Source organism: Pseudoxanthomonas mexicana, from assembly GCF_001556105.1.
In the GTDB taxonomy this organism is placed as follows: domain Bacteria; phylum Pseudomonadota; class Gammaproteobacteria; order Xanthomonadales; family Xanthomonadaceae; genus Pseudoxanthomonas_A; species Pseudoxanthomonas_A mexicana_A.
In genome coordinates this window covers 51,580-65,909 of record NZ_LSIF01000002.1, presented here as the reverse complement: position 1 = coordinate 65,909, position 14,330 = coordinate 51,580, and the positions used below count along the sequence as shown (strand labels likewise).

At 65.3% G+C, this 14,330-nt stretch carries 13 protein-coding genes; 3 read left to right on the top strand and 10 right to left on the bottom strand.

The annotated features are described in order from the left end of the window. Positions 1 to 48: 48 nt before the first annotated feature. The 5 genes from AX730_RS00315 to AX730_RS00300 form a co-directional block, all read right to left on the bottom strand. The gene (locus AX730_RS00315; RefSeq protein WP_232310126.1) at positions 49 to 1,548 is read right to left on the bottom strand and encodes an ABC1 kinase family protein; all 1,500 of its coding nucleotides are present in this window, start codon (positions 1,546 to 1,548) and stop codon (positions 49 to 51) included. Beyond that, positions 1,494 to 2,615, bottom strand: a complete 1,122-nt coding sequence (locus AX730_RS18225) for a copper resistance protein B (RefSeq protein ID WP_232310125.1) — start codon at positions 2,613 to 2,615, stop codon at positions 1,494 to 1,496. The genes AX730_RS00315 and AX730_RS18225 overlap by 55 nt, the downstream gene beginning before the upstream one ends. A 167-nt stretch (positions 2,616 to 2,782) precedes the next feature. Then, positions 2,783 to 4,663, bottom strand: coding sequence for a copper resistance system multicopper oxidase (locus AX730_RS00310; protein ID WP_054665543.1), 1,881 nt, complete (start codon positions 4,661 to 4,663; stop codon positions 2,783 to 2,785). A gap of 337 nt (positions 4,664 to 5,000) precedes the next feature. Continuing rightward, the gene (gene cueR / locus AX730_RS00305; RefSeq protein WP_054665540.1) at positions 5,001 to 5,474 is read right to left on the bottom strand and encodes a Cu(I)-responsive transcriptional regulator; all 474 of its coding nucleotides are present in this window, start codon (positions 5,472 to 5,474) and stop codon (positions 5,001 to 5,003) included. 1 nt (position 5,475) lies between these two features. Next, complete coding sequence (locus AX730_RS00300) at positions 5,476 to 7,848, bottom strand: heavy metal translocating P-type ATPase (protein WP_198146942.1); 2,373 nt, start codon at positions 7,846 to 7,848, stop codon at positions 5,476 to 5,478. Between the two features lie 151 nt (positions 7,849 to 7,999). On the opposite strand from AX730_RS00300, the gene AX730_RS00295 reads away from it, so the two are divergent. After that, positions 8,000 to 8,203, top strand: coding sequence for a heavy-metal-associated domain-containing protein (locus tag AX730_RS00295; RefSeq protein ID WP_054665537.1), 204 nt, complete (start codon positions 8,000 to 8,002; stop codon positions 8,201 to 8,203). Between the two features lie 113 nt (positions 8,204 to 8,316). On the opposite strand, the gene AX730_RS00290 is transcribed toward AX730_RS00295, so the two are convergent. From AX730_RS00290 to AX730_RS00270, 5 genes are all read right to left on the bottom strand, one after another. After that, entirely contained in the window at positions 8,317 to 8,700 is a 384-nt protein-coding gene (locus AX730_RS00290) for a DUF1622 domain-containing protein (protein ID WP_054665533.1), read from the bottom strand. Between the two features lie 12 nt (positions 8,701 to 8,712). Then, the gene (locus AX730_RS00285) at positions 8,713 to 9,516 is read right to left on the bottom strand and encodes a multiheme c-type cytochrome (protein WP_054665529.1); all 804 of its coding nucleotides are present in this window, start codon (positions 9,514 to 9,516) and stop codon (positions 8,713 to 8,715) included. Then, positions 9,513 to 10,199, bottom strand: coding sequence for a hypothetical protein (locus tag AX730_RS00280; protein WP_054665526.1), 687 nt, complete (start codon positions 10,197 to 10,199; stop codon positions 9,513 to 9,515). The genes AX730_RS00285 and AX730_RS00280 overlap by 4 nt, the downstream gene beginning before the upstream one ends. After that, positions 10,200 to 12,290 carry a 2Fe-2S iron-sulfur cluster-binding protein gene (locus AX730_RS00275; RefSeq protein WP_232310131.1) on the bottom strand — a complete coding sequence of 697 codons (2,091 nt, stop codon included), beginning with the start codon at positions 12,288 to 12,290 and terminating at the stop codon, positions 10,200 to 10,202. Between the two features lie 69 nt (positions 12,291 to 12,359). Continuing rightward, complete coding sequence (locus AX730_RS00270) at positions 12,360 to 12,992, bottom strand: hypothetical protein (protein ID WP_170298374.1); 633 nt, start codon at positions 12,990 to 12,992, stop codon at positions 12,360 to 12,362. Between the two features lie 244 nt (positions 12,993 to 13,236). Between AX730_RS00270 and AX730_RS00265 the strand changes: the two genes are divergently transcribed. Both AX730_RS00265 and AX730_RS00260 read left to right on the top strand, forming a co-directional pair. Next, complete coding sequence (locus AX730_RS00265; RefSeq protein ID WP_056878756.1) at positions 13,237 to 13,608, top strand: hypothetical protein; 372 nt, start codon at positions 13,237 to 13,239, stop codon at positions 13,606 to 13,608. Positions 13,609 to 13,912: 304 nt separating this feature from the next. Beyond that, the gene (locus AX730_RS00260; RefSeq protein ID WP_056878755.1) at positions 13,913 to 14,308 is read left to right on the top strand and encodes a hypothetical protein; all 396 of its coding nucleotides are present in this window, start codon (positions 13,913 to 13,915) and stop codon (positions 14,306 to 14,308) included. Positions 14,309 to 14,330: the final 22 nt, after the last annotated feature.

Here is a 14,330-nt window from a genome sequence, read left to right as displayed (position 1 = left end):
GGCTTGGTTGCGTAGTGGATCGGCGGATGAAGGCTTAGGCGCCAGTCGTCACAAGTGACCGGAGCGCGAGATCGCCAGAACCAGGCGTAGCGACAGCAATAGGGCCAGCAAATACGCGACGACCGCGAACAACGGCATGTCGCCCCAGATGCGAGGCCCAATGCTGTGCTGCATCAAGAGCGATCCAGCAAGGTAAAGCCCCAGCGTGATCAACGCGACCGACAGTCTGTTGCCGGTCCGGCTGATGTTGGCCTGCAATGCCTCAAGCCCCCGGTGGTACATGGTCAGGCTCGGCCTGCCATCATCCACCATCGCCGACCTGAGCAGTTCCGATGCGATCGTCGACAAGCTGTCGGCCGTGCGCGCAGCACGCTCGGCCACCGGCCGCCGGCTGCGGGCCGCCTCCTTGCTCAACGAAGCGGCAAGGGTTTCGCGGTGGAGCTCGAAACTTCCCAGCAGGTTGAACTCCGGATCGAGCTGGCGAATCGTGTTCTCGACCAGGAACAGTGTTCGGATCAGGACCAGCAGATGCCGGGGCAGCCGGAAACGCTCTCCTCCGCCCAGGCGTGAGATCCGCCACACCATCTCGGCCAGCGACCACTCGGTGACGGGCAGGCTCTCCAGTTTGTCGAGAATCTCGCCGATGGCGCGCGTGTACTCGCGACGGTCCACGGGTGCAACGATGAAACCCAGAAGAAGCGCCGAATCCAGCACCTCGTCCGCATCCGCATAGGGCACGGCAGCGATCATGCGTGCGAGTGCCAGCCGCGCCTTTGGATCTAGGTATCCGATCGAGCCGAAGTCATGAAGGCACAGTCGCCCATCCGCCATCGCGAACAGGTTTCCTGGATGTGGGTCGGCGTGGTACACGCCGCGAACGAACAAGAGGTGCAGATAGGCATTGAACAACTGATCGGCAATGGCGCGCCCTCGGTCGCTTCCGGCGAAGTCGGTGACGACGCCGCCGCTGCTGTATTCCTGAACTAGTACGTTAGGCGAGACATAGGGCTCGACGACGCGGGGCATCATGACGCCTGGCAGCCCCGCGATTGCTGACTGCAAACGCCGCATATTCCGCGCTTCGTGATCCAGATCGATTTCTGCAAGCAACTGCATGCCGAGTTCGTCGATCAGCGCCAGCGGCTGTTGCCGCCTGAGCTGCGGCCACACAGGAAGCAAAATCCTCACCAGCAAGCGCAGCAGCAGAAGATCGGTCTTGACCTGGGAGACGACACCGGGGCGGCGAACCTTGACCACGGCCTCTTGCCCGTCGTGCGTACGGGCTCGATGAACCTGGGCCACGGACGCTGCAGCAAAGGGAATTGCATCGAACCGTGCGAACAGCGTTGCCGCCGGTTGGCCGAACGCATCTTTGATGGCAGCTTCGGCAAGCTGCGACGAGAACGGCGGCACCCGGTTATGCAAGTCCTCCAGCACCACGCGGTACGCGTCGGGCAGCATGTCGCGACGCAAGCTCAAGCCTTGACCGAGCTTCACGAAAGTCGTGCCCAGCCCCTCCAGCGTCTCGCGCAAACGCTCCGCCAGCACCGATGGCGTGGTCTTCCGCAGGCGCCACCATGCCAAACCGAATCCAAGGGCAGCGACCACAATCTGAATGCCACGACGCAACGATGAGATTCGGGGTGGACGCATATGACCTTCGATTTCGTGTTCGATGGCCTGATGCGGGTTGCATTCCAGGCCCTCCTACGATGGCACCACCCCGCCATCTCCCCAACCCCAAACGCATCTACGTCAGAACCACAAGCGCAGGCCGACCACCCAGCGGTTGTCGGTTCGGAATGACCGCTGAGCCTGCGCAGGTCGGACGTCTCGCCGAAGCTCCATTCGCGCTCGAACCCGATATAGGGCGCGAACTGCCGCGTGATCTCGTAGCGCAATCGCACACCTCCTTCTACCGTGCTCAAGCCTGACCCGATGACTTCCGCCGGATCGGACTGCCCGAACCAGTTGGCTTCGACACCCCAGCTTGCGATCAGCCGGTTGGTGAACAGCATGTCGTACTCGGCCTCGACGATCGCCGCCGTCTTGCCGCCTTCTGCGACGTAACCCGTTGCGGAAACCTCGAACTTATAGGGCGCCAGCCCCTGAACGCCGAACGCGGCCCAGGTGCGCGGCGTTCCGCCTCCACCGAAGTCACCGAAATCCCGGCGCACGCCCACCACGGCATCCCACCAGGGATGGATCGCGCGTCCGTACATCGCCTCCACCCGCGCGCGCTGCAGGTTCTCGTCCAGGGCGTGCCCCTTGGTCCTCAGCCAGAGGCGGTTGATGTCGCTACCGACCCAGCCGATTCCCTCCCAGGCGATCTCCCTGCCTTCATCCGTGTTCGCCCCTTCCAGCTGATCCATGAGCCAGAAGGAGTTCAGGCTGGTTCCATGCTTGTGGTAGTCCTTCAGCGTCGGAAATGCCGCCAGGCGATCGGCATCCGTGACGGCGGGGATGGGTTCGCGTGGCGAGTCGAGCACCCCCATCCGGGAATGATCCATCTGCGAATGGTCGACCTGCGGACGATCATGCTGCGAATGATCCATCTGCGAGTGGTCGACCTGTGGGCGACCATGCTGTCCATGATCCATCTGCGAGTGGTCCATGCCGGCATTGGGAGACTGCGCTGCCGTCGCGTCCTCTTCCTGCTGGTTCGCAGTCGGACTCGACGGGACAGGCTGGCCATGACCGGCGTGCTGCGCGTGGGCGCCGACAGGAGGGAGCAGCAATGCTGCGGCCAGCGCAGCCCACCGCATCGATGTTCTCACGCTCGTCATTCTTCGACCCTCACTTCCCGGAACATCCCGGATTCCATGTGGAAGAAGAGATGGCAGTGGTAGGCCCAGCGACCGAGCGCGTCGGCGCGCACCCGGTAGCTGCGCTTCGTGCCCGGCGGCATGTCGATGGTGTGCTTGCGCAAGTGGAAGTTGCCCTGTTCGTCCTCAAGGTCGCTCCACAGGCCATGCAGATGGATCGGATGCGACATCATGGTGTCGTTCACCAGCACGATGCGCATGCGTTCGCCGTAGTTGAGGCGCAGCGGCTCGGCGTCGGCGAACTTGATCCCATCGAACGACCAGGCAAAGCGCTCCATGTGGCCGGTCAGGTGCAGCTCCACCGTGCGCCCCGGCTCGCGACCGTCGGGGTCCTCGAACAGGCTCTTCAGGTCGGCATACGTCGCCACCTTGCGGCCGTTGCCGCGCAGACCGATCCCAGGATCGGACAGTCGCGGCTCCGGCGCCATGGTCTGCATGTCCACAAGGGGATTGCCTGTTTCGCTGGCCGGATGAGTCTGCATCTGCATGCCGCCGCCTTCATGCGCGGAGTGCGCGCCTGGTGCGGCCGGAACGCCGTGCCCGGCATGCGGATCGGCGGCCACGGCCCCCGCTCCGTGGCCCGCGTGGGGGTCCGGCGCCGGCGCGGCGCCATGCCCGGCATGCGGATCGGCCGATGCGGCCGCCAGTCCGGAATGGGCACCGTGGCCGCCATGCCCCATGTCGGCCATGGTCAGCAGCGGCCGCGGGTCCACCGCCGGTACCGGAGCACGCAAGCCCTCGCGGACCGCAAGCGTGCCACTGACGTAGCCGGTGCGCGCGGAGTCTTGGGCGAAGATCGTGAAGGCGTCCTGCCCGGTAGGCTCGACGATCACGTCGAAGGTTTCGGCAGTGGCGATGCGCAGCTCGTCCACCGTCAGCGGGTGGACGTACTGGCCGTCGACCTCGACGACCGTCATCTTCAGGCCCGGGATGCGGACGTCGAAGTAGGTCATCGCCGCACCGTTGATGAAACGCAGGCGCACCTTCTCACCGGCACGGAAAAGTCCCGTCCAGTTGCCCAGCGACGTGGTCCCGTTTATCAGGTAGGTGTAGGTATGCGCGTTGACGTCGGACAGGTCCGTCGGCGTCATGCGCATGCGTCCCCATGCCTCGCGATCGCTTAGCGTCGCGCTCAAGCCGTCCCGGCGCACGTCGCGGAAGAAGTCGCCCACCGTACGCTGGTAGTAATTGTCGTACTCCGACAGCTTCTTCAGCCGGGCGAACAGGCGCGCCGGGTCCATGTCGGTCCAATCGGACAGGAAGACCACGTAGTCTCGATCGTAGGAGAACGGAGGCGGATCGATGGGGTCGATGATCAGCGGCCCGTACATGCCGCCCTGTTCCTGGAACCCCGAATGACTGTGGTACCAGTAGGTTCCGCTCTGGCGGACATCGAACTCGTACAGGTAGCTCTCGCCGCGGTTGATGCCGTCGAAGCTGAAGCCGGGAACCCCATCCATGTTGGCGGGCAGCAGGATGCCGTGCCAGTGGATCGACGTCGCGTCGCCGTGGATCGAGCCGGGGGGAAGGTCATTCCGGGCCCTGAGCTGCACCCGCGTGCCTTCGCGCCAGCGCAGGATCGGTGCAGGCACCGAGCCGTTGACGGTGATGGCGGGCCGCGTCTTGCCCGTGTAGTTGACCAGGGTCTCGCCTATGGTCAGGTCGAACTGCGTGCCCGACAGGACTTCGAGCTGGCCAGGGGAGCGGAGCGCCCAGCTCTGCTTCGGCCAAAGTCCCAGGCCCAGCACTGCGCCACCCGCTGCCAATCCTTGAACGAACTGCCTTCGAGACAGCAGCAGCTGCTCGGCGGCGTTCGTGCCTGAAAGTCTGGATCGCATGCATGACCTCCTATGATCGGTATCGGCTGACATCGAGCCCGCCCGGCCCATCGCCACGATCTGGGTGCCGGCCACGCGCGCCGGAGAAAGCGCCAGCGTGGTGAGGAACGCGGGTCAGCGTGCGCATGACAAGCCACGTGACGGTGGCCGGAATGCTTGCCAGATGGGCCGCACAGGATCCAGGCAACGGTCGGGGTTGAACGCAAGGGCGTGGTGCTCGCGTCATGGTGACCAGCCTAGGAGGGGTCACTTTCGGCGGGATGACCCATCCATTACATTCCCGTCATTTCATGGTCATTCGCCCTGCCAGAGGCCTCGATGCTTGGGCGGTTGCGCCTTACCCCCGCTGGGCCTTGCGCTTGCCGACACCACGGTCGTCGACCGCGCCGCGTCGGCGCTTGGGTTCTTTCGCCGCCGCCGCAGACGGCTGTTCGAGATCGGCCAGGATCGGGCAATCGGGACGGTCGTCCCCCGAGCAGCATGTCGCCAGCTGCTGGAGTGTCGCTGCCATCTCTTGCATGTCGGCGATCCGCCGTTGCAGATCCTCGATGTGGTCCAGGGCGATACGCTTGACGTCGGCGCTGCGCCGGCGGCGGTTGCGCCAGAGCTGCAACAGGCCATCGATCTCGGCGACGGAGAATCCCAGATCCCTCGCGCGCCGGACGAAGCGCAGCACGTGGACGTCCTTTTCGGTGTAATCCCGGTAGCCTGCGTGCGTGCGGCCAGCCGGTGGAATCAACCCGATCTGCTCGTAGTAGCGGATCATCTTGGCCGATACACCCGAGGCCTTCGCCGCGTCACCGATGTTCACGTCATTCTCCTTTCGGTCCCAAGCCCGCCGCCCCGAAACTCGCCGAAGCGGCGGCACCCCTCGAAGCCGGCAGTTGGCCAGCCGACGCGGCCGTCGTCGGCGGTTGGAATCGCCGTAACCTGAGTGCGTTGCCGAGGACGAAGACGCTCGACAACGCCATGGCGCCTGCCGCGAAGACCGGCGAGAGCAAGACGCCGTACGCCGGATACAGCACACCCGCGGCAACCGGGATCAGGGCCGCGTTGTAGGCGAACGCCCAGAACAGGTTCTGCCGGATGTTGCGGATCGTCCTCTTCGACAGCGCGATGGCGTTGGGCACGCCCTTGAGGCTGCCCGACATCAGCACCACGTCGGCCGCCTCGATCGCGATATCGGTGCCCGTGCCGATGGCGATACCCACCTCGGCCTCCGCCAAGGCCGGCGCGTCGTTGATGCCATCGCCCACGAACACCAGATGGCCATGCAAGGCCCTGAGCCTGCGCACCGACTCCACCTTGCCCTCCGGCAGCACCTCGGCGACCACCTCGTCGATGCCCAGATGGCGGGCGATGGCCTCGGCCGTGCGCCGGTTGTCGCCGGTGATCATGGCCACCTTGAGACCCAACACGTGGAGCGCGGCGATGGCGTCGGGGGTTGTGTCCTTGATCGGATCGGCCACGGCGATGACGGCCGCGAGCTTGCCGCCGATCGCTGCGTAGAGCGGCGATTTGCCCTCGTCGCCCACCCGTTGCGCGTTGCCGGCGAAGGCGGTCACATCCAGCCCCAGCCGGTGCATGTAGCGGTCGGCACCGATCTGGACACCCAATCCGTCCACCTTGGCCTCGACGCCGTACCCGGTCTCGGACCTGAAGCCGGCGACCTCCGGCAAGACCAGGCCTTCGGCTTGGGCGGCCTCCACGATGGCGCGGCCGACCGGGTGTTCCGACATCGCCTCGACGGCCGCGATCCGCGCCAGCACCTGCGCCCGGTCGAAGCCTTCGGCGAGTTCCAGATCGGTGAGCACCGGCCGGCCTTCGGTCAGCGTACCGGTCTTGTCCAGCGCGACGACCTTGGCATCCTTGAGCAACTGCAAGGCCTCGCCCTTGCGGAACAACACGCCCATTTCCGCGCCGCGCCCGGTGCCGACCATGATCGAGGTGGGCGTGGCCAGCCCCATCGCGCAGGGACAGGCGATGATCAGCACGGCGACGGCGTTGACCAGCGCGAACGTCAGCGCCGGTGAGGGGCCGAAGGCGAGCCAGAGCAGGAATGTCAGCAGCGCCACGCCGATCACGGCCGGGACGAACCACGACGTCACCTGGTCGACCAGAGCCTGGATGGGTAGCTTGGAGCCCTGTGCTTCCTCGACCATGCGGATGATCCGGGAGAGCACCGTGGACTCGCCCACTGCGGTCGCGCGGAACGCCAGCGCGCCGTTCTGGTTGACCGTGCCGCCGACCACCGCGCTGCCGGCGGTCTTCGCCACCGGCACCGGCTCGCCCGTGATCATGGACTCATCGACGTAGCTGTCGCCCTCGATCACCTCGCCGTCGACCGGTACACGTTCGCCGGGCCGCACTTCGACGGTATCCCCCGGCGCCACCTCGCCGAGAGCGATCTCGGCCGTCTGCCCGTCACGGCGCACGCGCGCGGTCCGCGCCTGCAACCCGACCAGCCGCTGGATCGCCTGGGAGGCGCGCCCTCTGGCCCGCGCTTCCAGGGACCGGCCGATGAGAATCAGGGTGACGATGACGGCCGCCGCCTCGTAGTAGACGTTGACCGCCTGCGCGGGCAACAGCGCGGGCGTGAAGGTCGCGACCAGCGAGTAGGCGTAAGCGGCCAAGGTGCCGACCGCCACCAGCGAGTTCATGTCCGGCGCCAGGCGCAACAGCGCGGGGAAACCCTGCTGATAGAAGCGCCGGCCTGGCCCGAGGATCACCAGCGTCGTCAGCGCGAACTGGATGATCCAGTTCCACTGCATGCCGATGGTGCGCACGATCAGGTGATGCAGGCCGGGAACGAGGTGCGAGCCCATCTCCAGCGCGACGACCGGCAAGGTCAGCGCAATGGACACGACCACCGCGCGTTTCAGTGCCGCCTGCTCGGCCTCCTTGCGGGCTGCGTCATCGGCCTCGCGCAAGGCCGCCCGGTCGATCGGCCGTGCCGCATACCCTGCGTCGTCGATGGCCTGGATCAGCAGTGGGGAGTCCGCGCCGCCTTCCACGACTGCGCGCTCCGTCGCCAGATTGACGCGCGCCGCCATCACGCCAGGGACGGCGCGCAAGGCGCGCTCCACACGTCCGACACAGGACGCGCAGGTCATGCCCTCGATGGCGAGTTCGGTCTTCCGCACAGCGTTCGTTCGCAGGGAGGCGCTTGGGGCAACGGAATCCATGGTGTTCATCTCGCCGGTGCAATGGTCAGTAAACAAGTCTGCGGGTTCCTACGGTGGGAAGGTCAACCCCTGCATGGCCCGCGAAAACCCTTGACCTTCCAACGATGGCAAGGCCCATCCTAACCGTACACAAATCAGCAGGAGGTGCCCCATGCACGCATTTCACATCCAGAACATGACTTGCGGCGGCTGCGTCCGAGGTGTGACGCGCGCCATCCAGTCCGTCGACTCGGATGCCCGGGTTCAGGCTGACGTTCATACCCGACGGGTGCAGGTCGTGTCCGAGCAGCCTAGCGAGATCGTGAAAGCCGCCCTGACCAAGGCGGGCTACCAGGCGATTGGCGTCGATCCCTGACGCGCCGCCCGGCGGAGCGTTCAAGTCCCATTGATCGGCTGCAAGCAGCGAAGGGGCTCTCGCCAGCGCGGTCGTCGCACGACGCTGTGCCTTGAGCGTGTGGGCCGGTTCGCTCAGCCGGGATCATCCGGGTGGTCGGGCGCCGCCGGTCGACGGCGCCGCCACGACCATCCTCGTTCGATCTCGATTTGCAGTGCAACGCTCAGGAAGGTGCGGATCAGCACGATCAGCGCAAGGATCGCCACGCCCTGGAGCGAGGGATCGATGGTGACGGTGCGGATGATGTCCGCGGCCACGAGGAACTCCAGGCCCAAGACGATCGTGCCGCCGAGCTCCTGCCGCAGGGCGTGATAGCGCGCCGTCATCCCGACCTTCGTGTGAAGGAAGGCGAACCGCCCACACGCCAACAGGCTTCCCAGCGTGATGACGCCGACACCGAACAACTCGAATCCAGCCACCGCGATTCCGATGGCGGCATGTGGCAAGTCGACGCTCATCGGCCTGTCCGGTCAATGGTGGTCGTAGATGCCCACCCCGCGAATGTCGTTCCAAGACGTGGTCTGGTGGCAGAGGTAGCATTGCTCGGGCTGCGCATTCCGGACACCCGCAATCGGCTTGGACATCATCGAGAAGTGCTCCTTGTAGTGGCTGAGCGGCGCGAGATGGCACTGGCCGCACTCGGTGGAACTGGGCAAGGGATGCCTGAACCCGGCGATCGACCACGTGCCGGTGCCGTGGCATGTCGCGCAATCGTTTCCGAACACCTGGACGTGAGGGTCCGTGGTCTTGTGGCAGCTCGCGCAGTCCAGCAGCGTCTCCTTGTAGGTCATGCCGCTGGCGAGCGAGACGTTGCCGGGCAGCGCCTCTGGCCTGTGCGCCTTCACGTGCGCGAGCAGCAGCGCGCCCTCGTGGCGCTCCGGAGCACGATCGAGCCATCGCACGATGATGTCGGTCAGCGCCGCATGGTCCATGCCGCGCAGGCTGCGACCGGCGTCATGTTCCTTGTGGCAGGCCACGCAGTTGTTCGTCTCGGCGATGTCGGCATGGAACGCCGTCGGCTGCCGCTGCAGGAGGGCGGTTTCGTTGGCATGGCAGGCAACGCAGGTCGCATCCTGCACCCCCTTGACCGGCGTGTGGCACGCCGCGCAATCCTCCTGCAGGAACGCATGCGCGCTGGACAGTGGGCCAGGCGAGGCCATGCTCTGCCACGTCGCGACGTGCAGCGTCTGCGGCACCGCCTTCCACAGCGCGAGTGCTGCCACCGACGCCAGCACCGCGAGCAGCGCGACGATGATCGTTCCCTTTCGACTCATCTGAACCAGCGCAGCCCGAAGTAGATGCCGGCCCAAATGTGCAGCGCCAGCAGGAGATAGAAGACGATCGAGAACGCGATGTGCGCCGACAGCCAGCCGGTGAACAGCTTGCGCACCCGCTCCTGAAACTGGATTGAGTACTGCAGGTCGCCGGCGCCGGACGCCAGCGGCAGCAGTTCGGCGCCGGCCTTGGCCGTGCCGGCGCCGCCTGCCGGCGCCTGCGCGTAGGCCCAGTACGCCCCATCCAGGAGGCGCCACAGGCCGTCGAGCTGTGTCTTCTTCTCGCGGATGTTCTCGGCGACGTAGCGCAGGTAATGCTGGCCGATGAACCCGGTGAGCACGCTCAGCAGCATCGACGCCGTCAGCGCGATCCCGAGCACGCTCTGGAACTTGTGCCCGCTATGGATGATGGCCAGCAGCGCGCCGATCAGGCCGAAATACACGTGCGCCTGCAGCAATGCGGCGAAGCTGTGCTCGCGGGTGAATGCGCGGCGTAGCGTGGCGCTGCGCTTGACCACGGTGTAGACGAGCGGCACCAGCAAGAACGCGGCGCCCACGACGCCGAACACGCCACCCCACAGGCTACCGGCGAAGAACGGAGCGCGGTGTACCAGGAAGCCCAGCCACAGCACCGCCAGCATCGACACGATGATCGTCGCGGCGATGCGATCGTGCCTGCCCATCTAGGCATCCACCGAGATGTCGGCCGACGCTTTCGCCTGGCAGGCCAGGATCATCCCCGACGAGCGGTCGAGCGGGGTCAGGCTGTCGTCCACCGCCATGGTGACCTCGCCCGAGAGCAGTTTCACCTTGCAGATGCCGCAGTAGCCCTGCCGGCACGCGTACTCGATCGGGACGCCGACTTCTTCGGCGGCCTCGAGGACGGTCTGGCCGGCGATCAGCGGCGCCTTTTTCCCGGATCGCTCGAAGCGGCATGTCACGGCCGCAGCGGTGTCGCCGGCTTGGCCCGGTTCGGGCGTCGCCGGCTTGGGCGGGCTCAGGAACAGCTCGGAGTGTATCGACGCCGGATCGATGCCCAGCTTGCCCAGCTCGTTGCGCACCGCATCCATCATCACCGGCGGACCGCACAGGTGGATGCGGCGCGAGCGGATCTCGGGGATCTGCCCCAGCAGTTCGGCGGTGATGAACCCGCGTGCGCCGGTCCACTCCTCTGATGACTCCTCACTCAACACGATGGACACATGCAGGTTCGGATGCCGACGGGCAAGCTGGTTCAGCTCGTCATGGAAGATCACGTTCTCCAGGTCCTTGCAGGCGTAGACCAGGTCGATCCGGCCGTTCCAGCACTGGTCGGTCAGGTAGCGGATCGAGCTCATCAACGGCGTGATGCCGACACCGCCCCCCAAGAGCACGACGCTGTCGGACTCGACGCCGCGGAAGGTGAAGCGGCCGTACGGGCCGGACGCATCGAGCAGATCGCCTTCCTGGACGTGTTCGTGGAGGTATCCGGACACGATGCCGCCGCTTTCGTGCTTGACGGTCAAGTCGCACCAGCCATGGCAGCATGGCGATGAGGCGATCGAATAAGAGCGCTTGACCTGTTTCCCTTCCGAGGGCACGGAGAGCGTGAGGAACTGGCCGGGCTCAAACTCGAAAGGCAGGGCACCTGTCCCCTCGACGGGTGCCAGGCGGAACGTCTTGACCCGGGATGTCTCCGGGAAGATGCGCGCGACCCGCAGCTTGCCGACCCAACTGCCCGTGGTGGACGCAGGCGTGCGCGCCTGCGGGGCGCCTTCGGGCGAAGCAACGGCAGGTGCCTGTACCGCGGGGCCTGGCGATGCGCCGGCACGCGGTGCCGGGGAGGACGCCGGAGACGCCGGTGCTCCCGTGCGCAACGTGGCCAGCACCGCGTTCGTACGCCGGTTGCGGGCGACGTACATCCACGCACCCAGCAAGGCAAAAGCCGACAGCAGCGCCATCGTGAAGTAGTGAAAGCCCGACAGGCCGAAGACCCCGTGCGCCGGGACCGTGGTCAGGGGATCGGTCAGATTCATTTCGCGACGGAACCAGTCCAACGCGATGCCGCGCGGCGCCTGTCCTTCGGCCAGCGCGCGGTAGGCCGACAGGCCGCTGTCAAACTCGCCCCAGGCCACGCGCATCCGATCAGACGCCTCCTGCAAGCCGGCGTAGTCGTTGCGTTGAACCGCATGCGACGCCTCCGACGACAGGGTCGCCAACTGCTGGATGCCTTCGTGCATCCGATGGTGGGCGAGCTGCTCGACGCTGGCACGCCGCTCCGGCGGAAGGTCCGGCAGAGCCATCAGTTGGGGATACAGCAGCTTGTTGAGGCGCCGATCGCGACCGCACTCGTCTCCGCGGCAGCCGCGCATCATGTCGTCCATCATGTCGTCCATCATGCCGCCCATGGAGCCGCCCATCGACGCACCTGCCGCAGCCGGCATGCCGCCAGCCGCGTCAGGGTGATGCGCGGCATGGTCGTCATCGCCCATGCCTGCGTCAGCCGGGGGTGGGGTGCCCATCGGCATGCCCTGCATCGGGCTGCTGCCTTGCATCGATGCGCCCCCGACAGCCGGTTGCGGCGCCGCCATGTTTGCGGCTTGGTCAGCGTGATCGTCGTCGCCCATCGGCGCGTCAGCCGACGGCGCGGGTTCCATCGGCATGCCACCCATCGAACTGCTGTCTTGCGCGGCTGTCGTTCCAGCGGCCGCCGTGCTGTTGGTCTTGTTCGGTGGATGAACAGCGTGCGGATCGGCGGTTGTCTGAGCGCCGGCCGCAGCATACGCCAGCGACATCGCCAGCACGGCCAGGGCAACGATTCGCCTCCACCCCATGAAGCTCTCCGTCGACACAGCGGCCGCCTCCTACATATGGCCCATCTTCTTCTTGGCCATGCCGCCGCCCATGCTCGAATCCATCTTCTGCATGGTCGAATCGACTTGCTGCATCTGCCGCTCGCAGTTCTCCATATCCTTCTTCATCTGTTCCATGTGCTGCATCGCGGCGGACATGTCCATGTCATTGTGCGTGGACGTGTCTCCTGCCTTCATCGACATGGCCTGCTGATGCATCTGCGTGCTGCCTTCCTGCATCTGGCGGCCCATCGCTTCCATGGCCTTTCCCCGTTCACGCATCATCGTTGCCATTTCCTCCATATGCGAAGCCATGACGTCGGGCGTGGCAGGCGAATTCGGGGAAGCAGGCGACTGCGGACCCGGAGCATGTGCCGCCGGGGGATGGGGCGCCGCTGGGGCGCTCATGCTGGCGGGCGACTGCCCCATGGCGCCTGACTGACCATGCTTGTGCTTGTCGTCATCGGCCAGCGCTGAGCCGGCGAGCATCCCACCAAGCAAACAAACGATCACCAGTGACGGCCGACGATAATGCCTCATGACAACCTCCGATAAGTTGGCGGCGATTCCCATCGGGAACCGGCGGATGCGGCGCACCCACAAAAGAAACCGGTCCGCGTCTGTGGCCGGCTTGTTCGCTTCCACCCTACGTACGGCAAGCTGTCGACGGGATGACCCCGCCATTACGATGCTGCAATCGTCTCGTCATTCAACCAAGACCTTTGGATCAATGATGCGCGTATTGAATTCGCTCCTCTCGTGGACGCACTCAGCCGCCTCCGAAGTGACCAGCGCATTGCAGAAATGTAATGAATGGGTCATTCAGATGAAAGAAGAGCTTTCCTAGGCTGGCACCGGGCATACCTCCCCAGCCCATCAGGAGATTTCAATGAAGTCTGTCAAAGCGTCTTGGGTCATGATGTTGTGTGCGATGTTCGCCGTAGCCATTCCGGTCTATGCGCAGCAGCCCACCGAAGAACCGGTCATAACGCTCCTGAACGATATCGCGGACAAGCCGGAGAACCATCTGGCCATCGCCGCGTATTACCGCACGCTGGCCCGCGAAGCCCTGGCAGAAGCCGAAACGCACAAGACGATGCGCAACACGTATCGCCATAATCATCAAGCCTTCAAGAGTGGGACGGCCACGGACCAAACTCTGGCCAGACACTGCGATAAGCTGGTCAAGTTGAAGGAAGAAGCCGCTACGGAATACGAGGAGCTTGCAAAGCTCCACGAAGCCGAGGCGGCAGCGAGGTAAATGGCAGACTGCAAGCTTCCTTTACCCCGCTCTCCTCTGAGTTGATTGGAGCGGGGAATTTTCAAAGTGCAAGGCGACTATTCAGGACGAATGGTGTTAGATCCGGAGCCAGGCAGGCCGCGGAGGCCATTCGGATACCGCTATTTGTGCAGCTTGCCTTATGTTGGAACCTTGCTGCGGCTTGATCTTGATCAATGCCAGTCGGCCCCAAGAGAGCTAGTCTGGCCATCATGAGAGCTCGCACGTCCCCTACCCTGATCCGCCCAGTGTCCGCAGGCGCGGCTTCGGGCGTGCGGGAGTTGTCATGGTGAAGCTGCTCAGGCGATGGCGGCGTTCCCGTCCTCGTGCCCGACTGGCATGGCTGGGACTGTGGGCGCTGCTGTTGCAGCAGCTGGCGCTGGTGGCCTACGCCTGTCCGCTGGAATCGGTGGAAGCTGGACAAGCGACCCTGATGGTCGGTTGCGAAGAGATGTCCGCGCCGGATCCCGATGCTCCGGCGTTGTGCGACCAGCATTGCCAGCGCGATCACATCGCCACGGCCGATGCGAAGGCCCCTCAAGTGCCTTACCAGCCGGCACTGGTTGCCTTCGCGCTGGTGCAGGCTCTGTTGCCACCGGTACACGCGCAGTTCTATCGGGATGTTCCGGTGTGCGTGTCCGATCCGCCTCCCCTGCAGCGCTTCTGTAGCCTGCTGATTTAAGCCCCCTCCTGGATTGACCCGT